Origin of the sequence: Neobacillus sp. PS2-9 (assembly GCF_030915525.1) — a bacterium.
GTDB lineage: Bacteria > Bacillota > Bacilli > Bacillales > Cytobacillaceae > Neobacillus.
Map to the genome: position 1 here is coordinate 1,383,832 of NZ_CP133269.1, position 15,939 is coordinate 1,399,770.

The 15,939-nt window shown below is 38.5% G+C and carries 15 protein-coding genes; 12 read left to right on the top strand and 3 right to left on the bottom strand.

Annotation, left to right across the window (positions count from 1 at the left end):
- Window positions 1-80: 80 nt before the first annotated feature.
- From RCG25_RS06810 to RCG25_RS06820, 3 genes are all read left to right on the top strand, one after another.
- Window positions 81-764: a metal-dependent hydrolase gene (locus RCG25_RS06810; protein WP_308082910.1), complete on the top strand. Its 684-nt coding sequence runs from the start codon at window positions 81-83 to the stop codon at window positions 762-764.
- Window positions 765-852: 88 nt separating this feature from the next.
- Window positions 853-1,089 (top strand): hypothetical protein, encoded by a 237-nt coding sequence (locus tag RCG25_RS06815; protein ID WP_308082911.1) that lies wholly within the window; start codon window positions 853-855, stop codon window positions 1,087-1,089.
- Between the two features lie 124 nt (window positions 1,090-1,213).
- Window positions 1,214-2,533, top strand: a complete 1,320-nt coding sequence (locus RCG25_RS06820; protein ID WP_308082912.1) for a DRTGG domain-containing protein — start codon at window positions 1,214-1,216, stop codon at window positions 2,531-2,533.
- A gap of 70 nt (window positions 2,534-2,603) precedes the next feature.
- On the opposite strand, the gene RCG25_RS06825 is transcribed toward RCG25_RS06820, so the two are convergent.
- Window positions 2,604-2,915 carry a YtpI family protein gene (locus RCG25_RS06825; protein ID WP_308082913.1) on the bottom strand — a complete coding sequence of 104 codons (312 nt, stop codon included), beginning with the start codon at window positions 2,913-2,915 and terminating at the stop codon, window positions 2,604-2,606.
- A gap of 87 nt (window positions 2,916-3,002) precedes the next feature.
- On the opposite strand from RCG25_RS06825, the gene RCG25_RS06830 reads away from it, so the two are divergent.
- Entirely contained in the window at window positions 3,003-3,947 is a 945-nt protein-coding gene (locus RCG25_RS06830; protein ID WP_308082914.1) for a DHH family phosphoesterase, read from the top strand.
- Between the two features lie 37 nt (window positions 3,948-3,984).
- On the opposite strand, the gene ytrI is transcribed toward RCG25_RS06830, so the two are convergent.
- Complete coding sequence (gene ytrI, locus RCG25_RS06835) at window positions 3,985-4,485, bottom strand: sporulation membrane protein YtrI (protein WP_308082915.1); 501 nt, start codon at window positions 4,483-4,485, stop codon at window positions 3,985-3,987.
- Window positions 4,482-4,820, bottom strand: coding sequence for a sporulation membrane protein YtrH (locus tag RCG25_RS06840; protein WP_308082916.1), 339 nt, complete (start codon window positions 4,818-4,820; stop codon window positions 4,482-4,484). The genes ytrI and RCG25_RS06840 overlap by 4 nt, the downstream gene beginning before the upstream one ends.
- A gap of 170 nt (window positions 4,821-4,990) precedes the next feature.
- On the opposite strand from RCG25_RS06840, the gene dnaE reads away from it, so the two are divergent.
- The 8 genes from dnaE (at window position 4,991) to RCG25_RS06880 (ending at window position 15,933) form a co-directional block, all read left to right on the top strand.
- Window positions 4,991-8,353: a DNA polymerase III subunit alpha gene (gene dnaE / locus RCG25_RS06845; RefSeq protein WP_308082917.1), complete on the top strand. Its 3,363-nt coding sequence runs from the start codon at window positions 4,991-4,993 to the stop codon at window positions 8,351-8,353.
- Between the two features lie 122 nt (window positions 8,354-8,475).
- Window positions 8,476-9,714 carry an NADP-dependent malic enzyme gene (locus RCG25_RS06850; RefSeq protein ID WP_308082918.1) on the top strand — a complete coding sequence of 413 codons (1,239 nt, stop codon included), beginning with the start codon at window positions 8,476-8,478 and terminating at the stop codon, window positions 9,712-9,714.
- Window positions 9,715-9,770: 56 nt separating this feature from the next.
- Window positions 9,771-10,349, top strand: coding sequence for a FadR/GntR family transcriptional regulator (locus RCG25_RS06855; protein ID WP_308084116.1), 579 nt, complete (start codon window positions 9,771-9,773; stop codon window positions 10,347-10,349).
- A gap of 194 nt (window positions 10,350-10,543) precedes the next feature.
- A complete protein-coding gene (gene accD, locus RCG25_RS06860; RefSeq protein WP_308082919.1) occupies window positions 10,544-11,422 on the top strand; it encodes an acetyl-CoA carboxylase, carboxyltransferase subunit beta in 879 nt (292 codons plus the stop codon).
- Window positions 11,416-12,393, top strand: coding sequence for an acetyl-CoA carboxylase carboxyl transferase subunit alpha (gene accA, locus RCG25_RS06865; RefSeq protein ID WP_308082920.1), 978 nt, complete (start codon window positions 11,416-11,418; stop codon window positions 12,391-12,393). The genes accD and accA overlap by 7 nt, the downstream gene beginning before the upstream one ends.
- A 283-nt stretch (window positions 12,394-12,676) precedes the next feature.
- Complete coding sequence (gene pfkA, locus RCG25_RS06870) at window positions 12,677-13,636, top strand: 6-phosphofructokinase (protein ID WP_308084117.1); 960 nt, start codon at window positions 12,677-12,679, stop codon at window positions 13,634-13,636.
- Between the two features lie 41 nt (window positions 13,637-13,677).
- Window positions 13,678-15,441 carry a pyruvate kinase gene (gene pyk / locus RCG25_RS06875; protein ID WP_308082921.1) on the top strand — a complete coding sequence of 588 codons (1,764 nt, stop codon included), beginning with the start codon at window positions 13,678-13,680 and terminating at the stop codon, window positions 15,439-15,441.
- A 105-nt stretch (window positions 15,442-15,546) separates the two neighbouring features.
- On the top strand, window positions 15,547-15,933 hold the full coding sequence (locus RCG25_RS06880) for an FxsA family protein (RefSeq protein ID WP_308082922.1): 387 nt from the start codon (window positions 15,547-15,549) through the stop codon (window positions 15,931-15,933).
- The last annotated feature ends 6 nt before the right edge of the window (window positions 15,934-15,939 follow it).

The following is a 15,939-nucleotide window of genomic DNA, read 5'->3' on the forward strand; positions in this document are numbered from 1 at the left end:
GTTTATGGGTATAAATGAGGAAGGAATTTCTATATTATTTATGGAAGTACTATTAAAAGAACTTTGGGAGGGTTACAAAAATGAAAGTATCTTATCATGGTCATTCAGTGGTACAAATTCAAACCAATGGAAAAACAATTATCATTGACCCGTTTATTACTGGAAACAGTTTAACAGATTTATCAATAGACGAAGTGAAACCGGATGTTATTATCCTCACACATGGTCACGGAGATCACGTAGGTGATACGGTGGAACTAGCAAAAAGAAACAATGCCCTTGTCATAGCGAATGCTGATCTATGTGCATTTTTAAGCTTTCAAGGGGTAAAGACCCATGCCATGCATATTGGAGGGGCCTATCAATTTGAATTTGGTAAAGTAAAACTGACACAAGCTTTCCATGGCTCGGGCTATGTCATTGCTGGCAGCCAGGAGATTATTTACTGCGGAATGCCCGCCGGTATTCTTTTTATGAATGAAGGCAAAACCATATATCATGCAGGTGATACGGGGCTCTTCTCAGATATGAAACTAATAGGTGAACGTCATCCGATTGACTTGGCCTTCTTGCCAATAGGAGATAATTTTACCATGGGACCGGAAGACGCGGCCTATGCAGCCAAATTATTAGCAGCCAAAACAGTTGTACCGATTCATTACAATACATTCCCACCAATTAAGCAGGATCCAAATACGTTTTTAGAAATGCTCGATGATAAAAACGGTAAAATCCTTCAACCTGGAGAATCTATCGAAATTTAATCATCTTCTTTTGGAATCACCTACTTTTTTTTCCCTCTCTTGCATAAAGATGGAACAAGCAGTCTTTTTTATAGGGAGGAAATGAAAGATGAAAAAGAACCGATACTTACTTTGCCTGCTCCTTTGTGGCCTTATGCTTTATTTTGCTGTTCCTAGATTATCAATTCATGCAGATGGTCTTCAAGGAATATTCTCATTAGCTTGGTTGACCTTTGCATTGATGGTCATTGCGGGGAACTTAACAGGGTTGCTTTATAGTCCAAAAAGGCAAATACAAAAGTCTCAAGCTGGCCGATTAAAGAAAAAGTCCAGGTCTTTTCACTGAGATTTAGACAACAATGTGAGAAACCGCATTGAATCAAGGCTTTTAACACTTTATAATGAAATTTAGACTAATCTGGTCGTGTTGTCACCAGGTAATGGGAATTCAAATATAAAGGGTGAAGGTCTTGGCTACTAAGCACGAACAAATTTTGCAATATATTGATGGACTTCCTGTAGGGGAAAAAATTTCAGTTCGCCAAATCGCCAAGGCGATGACCGTCAGTGAAGGTACAGCCTACCGAGCGATTAAGGAAGCTGAAAATAAAGGATACGTCAGCACCATTGAAAGAGTAGGAACAATTAGAATTGAACGTAAGAAGAAAGAAAATATTGAAAAGCTTACATTTGCGGAAGTAGTAAATATCGTTGATGGGCAGGTCGTAGGCGGAAGAACGGGCTTGCACAAAACACTAAATAAATTTGTCATTGGTGCCATGAAGCTTGAAGCTATGATGCGGTATACGGAGGCAGGGAACCTGTTAATTGTCGGTAACCGCACGCAAGCACATGAGCTAGCATTAAAAGCAGGGGCAGCTGTACTGATTACAGGTGGATTTGATTCTGAAGAACACGTGAAAAAGCTTGCTGATAGTCTTGAACTACCTGTCATTTCAACTAGCTATGACACCTTCACTGTGGCTACAATGATTAATAGAGCAATTTATGACCAATTAATCAAAAAGGAAATTATTTTAGTCGAAGATATTCTAACCCCTTTATCTGAGACCTATTATTTAAAAACAATAGATAAGGTTTCTAAATGGCATGAGTTTAATCAGGAAACAAGACACAGTCGCTATCCTGTAGTCGATCAAAATATGAAAATTCAAGGTATGGTAACAAGCAAGGATATTTTAGGACAGGATTTAGACACGTCGATTGATAAGATTATGACGAAGCAGCCAATGACGGTGAATGGAAAAACGAGTGTCGCTTCGACTGCCCATACGATGGTATGGGAGGGAATAGAAGTACTTCCAGTTGCGGACGACTCCAATCGATTAGAAGGAATCATAAGCAGACAGGATGTATTAAAGGCATTACAAATGAATCAAAGACAGCCACAAGTCGGTGAAACAATCGATGATATTGTCACAAATCAAATGGCCCTCATTCAGGGTAAGGTTAAAGGAGAAGAAGTATATTCCTGTGAAGTAACACCTCAAATGACCAATCATCTAGGAACCATTTCATATGGTGTATTTACAACCATCGTATCCGAAGCAGCTAACCGGGTCATGAGAAGCTATAAAAAGGGAGATCTTGTAGTTGAGAATATGACCATCTATTTTATCAAGCCCGTTCAAATGGAGAGTACCTTAGAGGTATATCCGAGGATTCTTGAAGTCGGACGGAAATTCGGAAAGGTAGATGTTGAGGTTTTCAACGAAGGAATTTTGGTAGGAAAAGCGATGATGATGTGCCAATTGATTGATAGACAATAAGAAATGCTAGGCGCTGGAGCTGGACAATAATAAAAGAGGTTGACTCCTTTCCGAGTCAACCTCTTAATTATTATTTCTGCGCTTCGTATAGCTTAGCTTCCTCTACTGCGAATGGAAGGTAATGTTTATACTTTTTAAAACCTATCCAACTGAAAAATGCACCATAAATAATAAAAATAGCGGAAACAATAAGAGTTGAAGTAGATTCAGAAATAAATAGTAAATAATTTAAACCAAAGAAACAAACAAAAAGACCGAGTGCTATATTTGATTTTGCGGAAAGCCATTTCTTTTCTACTTCACGGTTGCTTCTAAAGTATTTTGTCTTATAAAATAAATAGAAAGCGAATAATATGAAAACTAATACAGCAAATACAAACATGATTGGATCCTCCAAGTCTTGAAAATCATTATTATTTTACCTTTTTTTTTATAAAAAAGCCATGATTGGTTCTAAGGAGCAGTGTTTATGATTGAGCAAATTTTAGCAACAATTGAACAATATGAAACCATCATTGTTCATCGACATGTCCGACCTGACCCGGATGCCTATGGTTCACAGGGTGGACTGGTAGCCATTTTACAAGAGTCGTATCCGGATAAAAAGATTTACGCAGTCGGCCAAGAGGAACCAACTCTTCATTTTATGCGCAGACTGGATGTGATTGAGGATGAGTTGTACAAAGGTGCCTTGGTCATTGTTTGTGATACAGCAAATGCAGCAAGAATTTGTGATGACCGATATTCATTAGGTGATAAGCTTATTAAAATTGATCATCATCCAAATGAAGATCCATATGGTGATTTATTATGGGTAGACACCAGTGCCAGTTCGTGCAGCGAGATGATTTATGAGTTTTATTTAACCGGTAAAGAAAAAGGGTTGAAGATGAATGATGAAGCAGCAAGACTGCTATTCGCTGGTATTGTCGGTGATACAGGAAGATTCCTTTTTCCTAGCACTACAGAGAAAACCTTTGCTTACGCAGGTGAACTGATCCATTATCATTTCTCTCGTACAGAAGTATTTGATAAGATGTATGAATTGGATGCTCATATCATCAAGTTGAACGGGTATATCCTTCAGAACTTTGAACTTCAGGAAAACGGAGTCGCATCCGTGATGCTTACGAAGGAATTGTTAAAGGAATATGGAGCAAGACCTGCAGAGGCTTCCTTACTAGTCGGTATTTTAGGGAATGTAAAAGGCATTAAAGCATGGGTCTTTTTCATTGAGGAAGAGGATCAAATTCGGGTTCGTCTTCGTTCAAAGGGGCCGGTCATAAATGGTGTTGCTAGAAAGTTTAAAGGTGGAGGCCATCCACTTGCATCAGGCGCTTCCATATATTCTTGGGATGAAGTAGATCAAGTCTTAAAAGAACTAGATGAGGTATGCCGGAATTATACAAAATAGAAAAAAAACGGCCCCAATGTGTGCGGGGCCGCTTTTCTTACTCAAATTGTATCTCAAGTTGTATGGATAGGTTAGTGTAGACTACCATTTCTTTTACTTTAAGTTTGTATCGTTTATCATTTATTTTAATCAGTTTATTTTCAATTATTTTTTTCAGGAGATCCTTACTTTTATAGACGGTATCTAAATCCTTTGCGAGCATCATACTGATATCATCTTTGACGGAGTCTTCTGTCTCGGAAACACTGAGTAAATCTAGCTTATATTTTTCCCAGTTTGTAATCTTTATATTTATTTTTTGGACAGTTAGCTGTTCGATATTCCGCTTATTCATTTCCTTATATTCTTCCTGCCAAATTTTTTTTTCTTCGTTTAGGTCTATAATCTTTTGTTGTTGTATCCTTAATAATTCTGTGTTTTCTTCCTGCCATACCCCGTAAATATATAAAAAGATACACCAGCTTATTGCACCGCCTACTGCGGCACCTGCAAAAAAACGCTGCCAGGAGGGTCTTCGATAATAGGGTGGAATCCTCATGATGAAATATGCTCCTGTGTTAACCAATTGATAATTAGGGCACCTGTTTGCGCGCCGCCTAATGCGGAGAGAATTAATAAAAATTGTTTAAAAATATCTTTAGTATCTGCATTAAACAAACCTCTTTCGAAGGTATATACCGTATCGAATGTACCTCCTATTGCTGCTACGATTGCCCAAATTCTGAGTGCTGCAGATAAGCGATAGACGGTTGTTAGTGGAGGTTGGCCCGTTAAAAAAGAAGCAATACCGCCAATGAGCGACCCCCCAAGTACAACTCCTAAAGCAATAAAGTAGCTTTCAATAAATGTAGGAAAAAATCCAATTTCTTTCATCCCTTCAACCGCCTCTTTACATAATAAAGACCTATATATCATTTATATGGACAAGTATGTGCATTTATGTTTTTTGATTACCTTAAGGATAACAATGAGAACATATTTTCTTTTTTTGAGATTAAGTTTTATAATAATTAATAGATTAAGTTAAGGAACGGTGTAGTATTATGTCTTTTATTCACCTTCATGTATATAGTGCCTATAGTTTGTTGACGAGTACAGCGTCTGTCCCAGAGTTAATTAACACTGCACATAAAAAAGGGTTTACTGCGCTTGCTTTAACCGATCGAAATGTGATGTACGGTGCTATTGAGTTTTATAAAATGTGTAAGAAGAAAAATGTAAAACCAATAATGGGGTTAACTGTAGATGTGGAAAGTGAAATCACAACGAACGAATCCTATCCTCTCGTTTTACTTGCAGAAAATGATATAGGCTTTAAAAATCTCTTGAAAATATCCAGTGCTGTTCAAACAAAATCCAATCAAGGAATCCCGCTAAAATGGCTAAAACATTATGCGGAAGGAATTATTGCCTTAACACCTGGAACAGAGGGTGAAATTGAACAATCAATCATTAATGGCAATGTTGAATCGGCTAGGAATCTAACTAAAAAATTGGCTGGCATTTTCGGTAACGGAAACTTTTTTCTCTCCATCCAGAATCATGAGTTAGAGCAAGAAGCTGTAGTTAACAACCAATTGAGACAAATAAGTAACGAGTTAAATGTTCCGCTTGTTGCGACCAATCAAGTACATTACTTAGAAAAAGAGGATATGTTTGCCCATGAATGCCTGTTAGCTATTAAAAACGGAGATAAGCTACAAGACGATCATCGGGATAAATTAGATGGTGACCAATATTATTTGAAAACGGCAGCGGAAATGGTAAATACCTTTTCTGAAATACCTGAAGTTTTGGAGAATACACTGCACATTGCCAATCGGTGTAATGTAAACATTGAACTAAACAAAACCTACCTACCTTCATTTCCAACTGAAAACAATCTGCCAGCAGATGAATATTTAGAAATGTTATGTAAGAAAGGATTAAGTGAGCGGTTCTCTTCACCTGAAAAGGGTTATTTTGAACGGCTATCCTATGAACTTTCCGTTATTAAACGGATGAATTTTAGCAATTACTTTTTAATTGTTTGGGATTTTATGAGGTATGCACGGGAAAATAGAATTTTAACAGGCCCGGGAAGGGGCTCAGCTGCTGGTTCACTTGTTGCATATGTTTTGTACATTACCGATGTTGATCCCATCGAACATCAGCTTCTTTTTGAACGGTTCTTAAACCCTGAACGAATTTCCATGCCTGATATTGATATCGATTTTCCTGATCATCGTCGTGATGAAGTCATTGAATATGTTGCCGAGAAATATGGAAAGCTGCATGTTGCTCAGATTGTTACCTTTGGAACGCTCGCTGCAAAAGCGGCGCTGCGAGATGTAGGCAGGGTTTTTGGATTGAATTCGAAAGAATTAGAGCAGTTATCCAGATTTATTCCATCCCGATTAGGAGTAGACTTAAAATCTGCCTATAAAGAATCTGAACCATTTAGAAGGTTTATTAACGAAAGCCCAATGAACCAAAGGCTCTTTCATGTTGCTGTGAAGCTTGAGGGGCTTCCTCGCCACACATCCACACATGCGGCAGGTGTGGTCATTAGCGAGAAACCGCTAATAGATTTGATTCCTATTCAACAAGGATCATCTGATGTTTATTTAACACAATACTCAATGGAATACCTTGAGGAAATCGGCCTGCTTAAGATGGACTTTCTAGGTTTACGAAATTTAACTTTAATTGAATCAATTTTGTCTTCTATCTATCGGAGCACCAAACGAAGAATCAATATAGGTTCCATACCGCTACATGACCCCGAGACCTTTCAATTATTAGCAAGGGGTGAGACAACTGGAATTTTCCAACTAGAATCAGAAGGGATGAGGAAGGTATTAACTCGTCTAAAGCCTTCCAGGTTTGAAGATATTGTTGCGGTTAATGCATTATACCGCCCTGGTCCAATGGAAAATATCCCACTATTTATTGAACGTAAACATGGCGATAAAACCGTAGAATATCCCCATCCAAATTTGAAGCCGATCCTTGAGAATACGTATGGTGTCATTGTGTACCAAGAACAAATCATGCAGATTGCCTCCATAATGGCGGGATTCTCGCTAGGAGAAGCAGATCTTTTAAGAAGAGCAGTTGGGAAAAAGCAAAAAGAGGTCCTAGACGAAGAGAGAAATCATTTTGTTCAAGGAGCACTTCAAAAGGGATATAATCAGTCCCTAGCCAATGAGATATACGATTTGATTGTTCGCTTTGCCAATTATGGATTTAACAGAAGCCATGCGGTTGCCTACAGTATGATTGCCTACCAGTTAGCCTATTTAAAAGCAAACTATCCATTGTTTTTTATGGCAGGACTGCTTACTTCTGCTATTGGTAATGAATCAAAAATAGCCCAATACTTTATGGAGACAAAACAAAAAGAAATGACCATTCTGCCTCCCTCCATTAATAATAGCGTATTCTCCTTCCAAGTAGAAAAAGAGGGAATTCGTTATAGTCTGGCAGCTATTAAAGGTGTAGGAGCTGCCGCCTTAAAGGAAATCTTTCAAGCCAGGAAGCAGAAAAAATTTGATGACCTTTTTGATTTTTGTATACGAGTTTCTTTAAAAGTCATTAATCGAAAAACACTAGAATATCTTGTTCACTCAGGCTGTTTTGATGAGTTTGGTGAGGACCGTGCAGTTCTTCTCGCTAGTTTAGATGTAGCAATTGAACATGCGCAAATTTTTAAACCTGATGATTCAAGCCAATTTGACTTATTTGAAGATGAGTTCATGCTTAAGCCAAAATATGTTCAAGTTGATTCTATTGATCTGGAGCACAAATTGGCCTTTGAGAAAGAGGCACTTGGCTTTTACCTTTCTGATCATCCTATCTCGCTTTATGAAAAAGAGCTTAAGCGACGAGGAGCCACGGTCCTATTTCAGTTAAGAAATGATGATAAAAGGGTTTCATCTGGCGTGTATATTTCAGCAATGAAGGCGATTCGGACGAAAAAAGGAGATTCGATGGCCTTTTTAACTGTTAGTGATGGAAGCGGTGAAATGGAAGCCGTTGTTTTCCCAAATGTATATAAAAAGTACCAAGCTTTTTTAGGACAAGGGAATTTTGTATTAATTGAAGGAAAGATGGAGGAACGAGAAGGAAAGTTGCAATTTATTATTCAACAAGTGTTTGATTTAGATCAATGGCTACAAACACAGTCGCTAAAACAGCCAATATTATATTTGAAAATTTCTGCAGAATTACAAGATGAGAACATTCTAAATAAAATAAAACTGCTTTTGACGGAATACAAAGGGGGAGATTCCGTTATTTTACATGATGAAACGACTCGTAAAACCGTTAAATTAGGTGCAGAAAATCAGGTTCAGCCAACCCCGGAATTACAGCAAAAATTAAGAATGATTCTTGGGGAAAAAAATGTAGTACTGAGAGATTAATCTTTACAACTATGGCAGATATGTTATAGTGATAATGAGACGAGTGTGGTCTGACCACTATTGTTGGACTTAAATTTAGCAAAGTTATTATTCTATTGTAATCATTTAAGGGGTGACATATCTTGACTTTACGTGAAGAAGCATTGCATATGCATCGAATTAATAAAGGAAAATTAGAGTCGAAGTCCAAAGTTCCTGTTCGGAATGCTCATGATTTAAGTTTAGCTTATTCTCCAGGTGTGGCAGAGCCATGTAAAGATATTTATGAAAAACCAGAGATGGTTTACGAATATACCATGAAAGGAAACATGGTTGCTGTTGTTTCCGATGGTACTGCAGTGTTAGGTCTTGGAAATATTGGACCTGAAGCAGCCCTGCCTGTAATGGAAGGGAAAGCAGTATTATTTAAAAGCTTTGCTGGTGTAGATGCCTTTCCAATCTGTTTAAATACAACGGATGTGGATAAGATTGTTGAAACGGTTAAGCTGCTTGAACCGACCTTTGGGGGCGTAAATCTTGAAGATATCGCTGCTCCAAATTGTTTTGTTATTGAAGAAAGACTAAAAAAAGAAGCCAATATTCCTATTTTCCATGATGATCAGCATGGTACTGCCATTGTTACTGTGGCTGGCCTCGTTAATGCACTAAAATTAGTTGGCAAGAAGATGACTGAAATTAAAGTAGTCGCAAACGGTGCTGGTGCTGCAGGGATTGCGATTATTAAATTATTATATAGCTATGGTGTAAGAGACATTATCATGTGTGATACAAAGGGAGCCATTTACGAAGGACGCCCACAGGGAATGAATGTAGTAAAAGCAGAAGTAGCAAAGTATACCAACCGGGATAGCTTATCAGGCAGCCTTGCAGATGTTATTAAAGGTGCGGATGTATTTATTGGTGTATCTGTAGCAGGCGCTTTAACCAAGGATATGGTCGCTTCCATGAACAATGATTCCATTATTTTTGCCATGGCTAATCCAGTACCAGAAATTATGCCGGATGAAGCAAAAGAAGCCGGAGCAAAAGTAGTTGGGACAGGCCGTTCTGATTTTCCGAACCAAGTAAACAATGTACTTGCTTTTCCTGGTATTTTCCGTGGAGCTCTTGATGTTCGTGCTACACATATAAATGAAAAAATGAAAGTGGCTGCTGTTGAAGCGATTGCGAACTTAATCAATGAGGACGAGCTAAATGCAGATTATGTGATTCCAGCACCTTTCGACCCAAGAGTTGCCCCTGATGTAGCAGCTGCGGTAGCGAAAGCGGCAATGGAAACAGGTGTTGCTCGCCTAAAGGTTGACCCAGAAGATGTAAAAGAAAAAACACAGAGGCTCGCTATTATCGGTAAAAGTGAGTGATCAAGTAAGTGACGAATACAAAAGTATATATAGAGATTGTAAAGCAGCTGCGAGAAATGATTACAATGGATGGTCTAAAGACTGGAGATAAAATACCTTCTGAACGTGAATTGTCTGAGCGCCTGAATTTCGGGCGCTCTTCCGTTCGAGAAGCCCTTCGTGCATTGGAATTACTTGGATTAATTGAAACACGTAGAGGCGAAGGGACTTTTATTCGAGATTTTCGCGGACATCAGCTAGTACAGCTCCTCAGCACATTCATTCTGCAGGATGAGAAAGCGATACGAGATGTTTATGAGACAAAAAATTATATTGAGATGGACTGTCTCCGATTAGCAATTCAGCGAATGGACATTCAAACGATTGAGCATATGAAAGAATGGGTAAAAAAATCAAATCGTGTACAGGATGATGAGTTTTTTTATCGAATCATAGAATTGGCTGATAACCATCTATTTTTAAGATTGTGGGGAATATTAAAGGAATATTATTATTCTTTAGATTTTCCACAAAGGGACTATAAGAAAGAAAACTATTTATTAATACTTGAAGCATTAGCTTCAAAAGATGAAGCAAAAACAGTGTCTGCTTATTATGAGCTTCGAAATTTGTCATGTTTTAACGACAAAAACTAACAGATTTTGAATTCTTTTTAATTTATAGTGAAAGTGATACAAGCCCTCTTATCAAGGGTATTTTTTACAAGATGGTGGTCTGACCACTTATCACAGATAGGTATGAAGTTAATGTAGGATAGAAAGACTTCTAGGATAGCATTAGATTGAGAATCTTGCTAAATGGCAGGAGCGTTCACAAGGGAGGTTTCATTTTGGCGCTTAAAGATCTTTTTTCAAAAAATCACACAAAGAAGAAGAAATATGCAACAATTCCAACAGAAACAGCTAAAAATGACGTACCTGAAGGGATTATGACAAAGTGTACTTCATGTAAAAAAATCATGTACACAAAGGAACTAGTAAAAAACTATAAGGTTTGTTTACATTGCGGTTTTCATTTTCAAATGAATTCGTATGAGCGGATTAATAGCTTTTTAGATGAAGGAAGTTTTGAAGAAATTAATGAGGACATGATTTCTGAAAACCCACTTGGTTTCCCCGATTATCTGGAGAAGCTAGAAAAAGACCGACAAAAAAGTAAGTTGAACGAGGCTGTTGTAACAGGTGTAGGAGCCGTAAATGGCAAAAAAATAGTTTTGGCGATAATGGATGCTTCCTTCCGCATGGGAAGTATGGGTTCTGTAGTGGGTGAAAAAATTACCCGTGCAATTGAGAAAGCAGATGAACTCTCCTTGCCTTTTATTATATTTACTGCTTCGGGTGGTGCCCGAATGCAAGAAGGTGCATTAAGTTTAATGCAAATGGCAAAAACAAGTGTCGCGTTAAAGCGGTTTAGTGAAAATGGTGGTCTCATCATTTCTATAATGACACACCCAACGACTGGCGGGGTATCTGCAAGCTTTGCATCATTAGGTGATTTCAACTTTGCTGAACCAGGAGCCCTTATTGCCTTTGCCGGACGACGCGTTATTGAACAATCGATTAGAGAAGAATTACCTGAAGATTTTCAAACGGCGGAGTTCCTATTAAAGCACGGTCAGCTGGATGCCATCATTTCTCGTGAGGACCTAGTAGAGAAAATCACAAATATATTAGAAATTCATCAACCTGGAGGTGAGCTCGAATGGTAGGCGAATTAGAATTTGAACGCCCAATAGTGGAGTTAAGAAGAAAAATTACCGAACTAAAAGAGTTCACTAAAACAGCAGATGTCGATTTAAGTTCTGAAATTATTAAGTTAGAAGCTCGACTTGAAAAGCTTGAGCAGGATATATATGAGAATATTAAACCATGGGATCGTGTACAAATTGCCCGTCATCCAAATAGACCCACAACTCTTGATTATATTTCTTATCTATTTGAGGATTTCTTTGAATTACATGGCGACCGGACCTTTGCGGATGACGAAGCCATCGTAGGAGGAGTTGCCAAGTTTAAGGGATTGCCTGTAACAGTTATTGGTCATCAACGAGGAAAAGACACGAAAGAAAATATCCGCAGAAACTTTGGAATGCCGCATCCTGAAGGATATCGAAAAGCACTTCGTCTCATGAAACAGGCTGATAAATTTAAACGGCCAATTATCTGTTTTATTGATACGAAGGGAGCATATCCAGGTAAGGCTGCAGAAGAACGTGGCCAAAGTGAAGCCATTGCACGAAATTTATTTGAAATGGCGGGTCTTAGAGTTCCTGTGATTTGTATTGTTATTGGAGAAGGCGGAAGTGGCGGTGCTCTTGCACTTGGAGTGGGTAACCGAATCTATATGCTGGAAAACTCTACCTACTCCGTTATTTCCCCAGAAGGAGCGGCAGCTATTCTATGGAAGGATGCATCCTTAGCTAAAAATGCTGCAGAAACAATGAAAATCACAGCTCCTGATTTGAAGGAACTGGGAGTAATCGATGATATTATCTCTGAAATTAAAGGCGGCGCACATAAGGATGTTAAACAGCAATCAGAAGAAATTGAAAAATGTCTGATGTCTTCACTTAAACAACTTCTTAAACTATCAGAGGATGAATTAATTGCCGACCGATATAACCGTTTTAGGACAATTGGCGAATACACAATAGTTAATGATTACATTGGTGCTAAATAAAAAATCGTGCTCCTAGGGGGCACGATTTTTTCACGTTCACATATTGTTCAAGGAAATTCCAATGATGACGCTTTCAATTGTGAATAAAACGCTTCCAGTTTACTAATTATTCCGTCTATTATATTTACTACTATGAATCGGTTGTTATGGTGATTTCTTCGTGTTATTTTATAAATATTCGTAGGTTTTATGTTAATAATAAAGGAAGTACATCCTGAGATAATTTAATGTTATTAACATTCGTATAATGAGGGTTTCTTAATCAATGATTGAGGTGATAGGTGTGAAAAGAATTGGGGTATTAACGAGCGGTGGAGATTCACCAGGAATGAATCCGGCCATCCGTGCCGTTGTGCGGAAAGCAATTTATCATAATGTAGAGGTTTACGGTATTTATGGCGGTTATGCAGGATTAATTTCTGGTAATATAAAGAAGCTTGAGCTAGGTTCTGTTGGTGATATCATTCATCGTGGCGGTACCATGCTGCATTCAGCGCGCTGTTTAGAATTTAAAACAAAAGAAGGACAGCAGCAAGGAATTGAACAAATGAAAGCTCTTGGAATTGAAGGGCTTGTAGTTATCGGTGGGGATGGTTCCTATCGTGGAGCAAAGGCATTAACAGAACAAGGTTTTCCTTGTGTTGGTGTACCCGGCACGATTGATAACGATATTCCAGGTACAGAGCTTACGATTGGCTTTGATACCGCCTTAAATACAGTAATCGATGCAGTAGACAAAATTCGTGATACCGCTACCTCTCATGAAAGAACGTTTGTAATCGAAGTAATGGGACGCGATGCGGGTGATATTGCTTTATGGGCGGGTCTTGCTGGTGGAGCAGAAACCATCTTAATTCCTGAAGAAAACTATGAAATGAATGAAATTGCCGAAAGACTTCGCAAAGGGCAAGAGCGTGGTAAAAAGCATAGTATCATCATTGTGGCTGAAGGAGTCTGCAGTGGAGTTGAATTCGCTAAGCAGCTGTCAGAAGCAACAAACTTTGATACAAGAGTTTCTGTGTTAGGCCATATCCAGCGTGGTGGTTCTCCAACTGCAGCTGACCGAGTACTTGCCAGCCGATTAGGTGCAAGGGCAGTAGAACTATTAATCGAAGGAAAAGGCGGCCGTGCAGTAGGTATTGAAAAGAATCAGCTTGTTGATTATGACATCATTGAAGCTTTAGGTAGAAAACATACATTAGATCTTGAACTGTTCAAGTTGTCCAAGGAATTATCAATTTAAAGAATAGCGTTTGTCTTTTCTAAAATGGGAGGAAATATAGCATGCTACGAAAAACAAAAATCGTTTGTACGATTGGTCCTGCTAGTGAAAGTGTTGAAAAGTTAACTCAATTAATAAATTCGGGGATGAACGTTGCTCGTTTGAACTTTTCTCACGGTGATTTTGAAGAGCATGGTGCTCGAATCAGAAATATTCGTGAAGCAGCAAAAGCAACGGGTAAAACAGTAGCGATTCTACTTGATACAAAAGGTCCGGAAATCCGCACAAACAATATGGTAAACGGTGCAATTGAGCTTAAGGCTGGAGAAAATGTGATTGTTTCTATGACAGAAGTCGAAGGAACAGCTGAGAAGTTCTCTGTTACATATCAAGGTTTAATTGAAGATGTACATGTTGGTTCAAAGATACTCTTAGATGACGGCTTAATCGGTCTTGAAGTAACGGAAGTGAATAAAGCCGCAAATGAAATCTATACAAAGATTTTAAACAGCGGAACATTAAAAAATAAAAAAGGTGTAAATGTTCCTGGTGTGTCAGTGAACCTTCCAGGAATCACTGAGAAGGATACTAAAGATATCATGTTCGGTATTGAACAAGGAATTGATTTCATCGCTGCTTCCTTCGTCCGCCGTGCAAAAGATGTCTTAGAAATCCGTCAACTTTTAGAGGAAAACAATGCAACACATATCCATATTATCCCTAAAATTGAAAACCAAGAAGGTGTTGACAACATCGATGAAATCCTTGAGATTTCTGATGGCTTGATGGTTGCACGTGGTGACCTTGGCGTGGAAATTCCTGCTGAAGAGGTTCCTCTTGTTCAAAAAATGTTAATTAAGAAATGTAATGCCCTTGGTAAACCAGTTATTACTGCAACACAAATGCTTGATTCCATGCAGCGTAATCCAAGACCTACGCGTGCAGAAGCTAGTGACGTAGCCAATGCTATTTTTGATGGTACTGACGCAATCATGCTTTCAGGTGAAACAGCTGCTGGTATTTATCCTGTAGAAGCAGTTCAGACTATGCATAATATTGCTTCAAGAGCGGAGCAGGCATTAGATCATAAAGAAATCTTATCAAGCCGCAGCAAAGACACTGGACATAATCTAACAGATGCAATCGGTCAGTCTGTTGCCCATACAGCTTTAAATTTAGAAGTTAATGCCATCATTACACCAACTGAAAGCGGACATACTGCTAGAATGATTTCTAAGTATCGTCCGAAGGCACCGATTGTTGCTGTTGCAGCAAATGACAAGGTTTCTCGACAGTTGTCACTTGTTTGGGGTGTCTATTCACGTATCACATCAATGTGCTCAACTACTGACGAAATGCTTGAGCTTTCCGTTCAAGAAAGCTTAAACAGTGGTATTGTAAAACACGGTGATTTAGTAGTTATTACTGCAGGGGTTCCTGTTGGTGAAGCTGGTACAACGAATTTGATGAAGATTCATGTTGTCGGCGATATTATTGCTAAGGCACAAGGAATTGGCCGTAAATCCGCATTTGGGAAAGTAGTTGTTGCCCATGATGCAAAAGAAGCTTTAGAAAATGTGAAGCAAGGTTCTATTCTTGTTACATTAGGAACGGATCGTGATATGGTTCCTGCACTAGAAAAATGTGCTGCTCTTATCACACAAGAAGGCGGATTAACAAGCCATGCGGCTGTTGTAGGTCTAAACCTTGGAATTCCTGTCATTGTTGGAGTCGACAATGCGTTAGAATTATTTAAAGATGGTCAAGAGATCACTGTTGATTCATCGAGAGGTGTTATTTACAACGGCCACGCTAGTGTCCTATAGGTAAAAAAAGAAAAGAAGGGGAAACCCTTCTTTTTCTACATAATAAAACTAATTCGTCACCAATCGTAATATAATGGAAACAAGCCGATTGGAAGGGGACAAAACATGCGGTATTTATTTTTGTTGATTATTGTAATTCCTGCTATTGATATTGGAGTGCTACTCTTGTCTGGGAAAACAATAGGGGTTTGGCCCACTATAGCGATCATTATTTTAACGGGTGTCCTTGGTGCCTATATGGCAAAACGAGAGGGGCTTCAGACCATTCGCAGGGCTAGGGAGCAGCTTCGGTATGGGGAGATTCCTAGTGAAGCAGTTTTGGATGGAATATGTATAATTATTGGTGGAACCCTACTGATTACACCAGGTTTTGTCACTGATTTAACAGGGTTTCTCTTGCTTTTTCCACTAACCAGAAGGCCATTTAAATATTTAATAAAAAATCTGTGGCGAAAAAGTATTGATAAAGGAAATATAAAAATCATAAAATAGAAAAAC

Bases quoted from the DNA above. Each gene is read 5' to 3' on its own strand.
- dnaE (WP_308082917.1), top strand. From the start codon at position 4,991: ATGTCTTTTATTCACCTTCATGTATATAGTGCCTATAGTTTGTTGACG.
- ytrI (WP_308082915.1), bottom strand. From the start codon at position 4,485: ATGAGGATTCCACCCTATTATCGAAGACCCTCCTGGCAGCGTTTTTTT.
- RCG25_RS06825 (WP_308082913.1), bottom strand. From the start codon at position 2,915: ATGTTTGTATTTGCTGTATTAGTTTTCATATTATTCGCTTTCTATTTA.
- accA (WP_308082920.1), top strand. From the start codon at position 11,416: ATGGTAGGCGAATTAGAATTTGAACGCCCAATAGTGGAGTTAAGAAGA.
- RCG25_RS06855 (WP_308084116.1), top strand. From the start codon at position 9,771: ATGATTACAATGGATGGTCTAAAGACTGGAGATAAAATACCTTCTGAA.
- RCG25_RS06880 (WP_308082922.1), top strand. From the start codon at position 15,547: ATGCGGTATTTATTTTTGTTGATTATTGTAATTCCTGCTATTGATATT.
- RCG25_RS06840 (WP_308082916.1), bottom strand. From the start codon at position 4,820: ATGAAAGAAATTGGATTTTTTCCTACATTTATTGAAAGCTACTTTATT.
- RCG25_RS06815 (WP_308082911.1), top strand. From the start codon at position 853: ATGAAAAAGAACCGATACTTACTTTGCCTGCTCCTTTGTGGCCTTATG.
- RCG25_RS06810 (WP_308082910.1), top strand. From the start codon at position 81: ATGAAAGTATCTTATCATGGTCATTCAGTGGTACAAATTCAAACCAAT.
- RCG25_RS06830 (WP_308082914.1), top strand. From the start codon at position 3,003: ATGATTGAGCAAATTTTAGCAACAATTGAACAATATGAAACCATCATT.
- pyk (WP_308082921.1), top strand. From the start codon at position 13,678: ATGCTACGAAAAACAAAAATCGTTTGTACGATTGGTCCTGCTAGTGAA.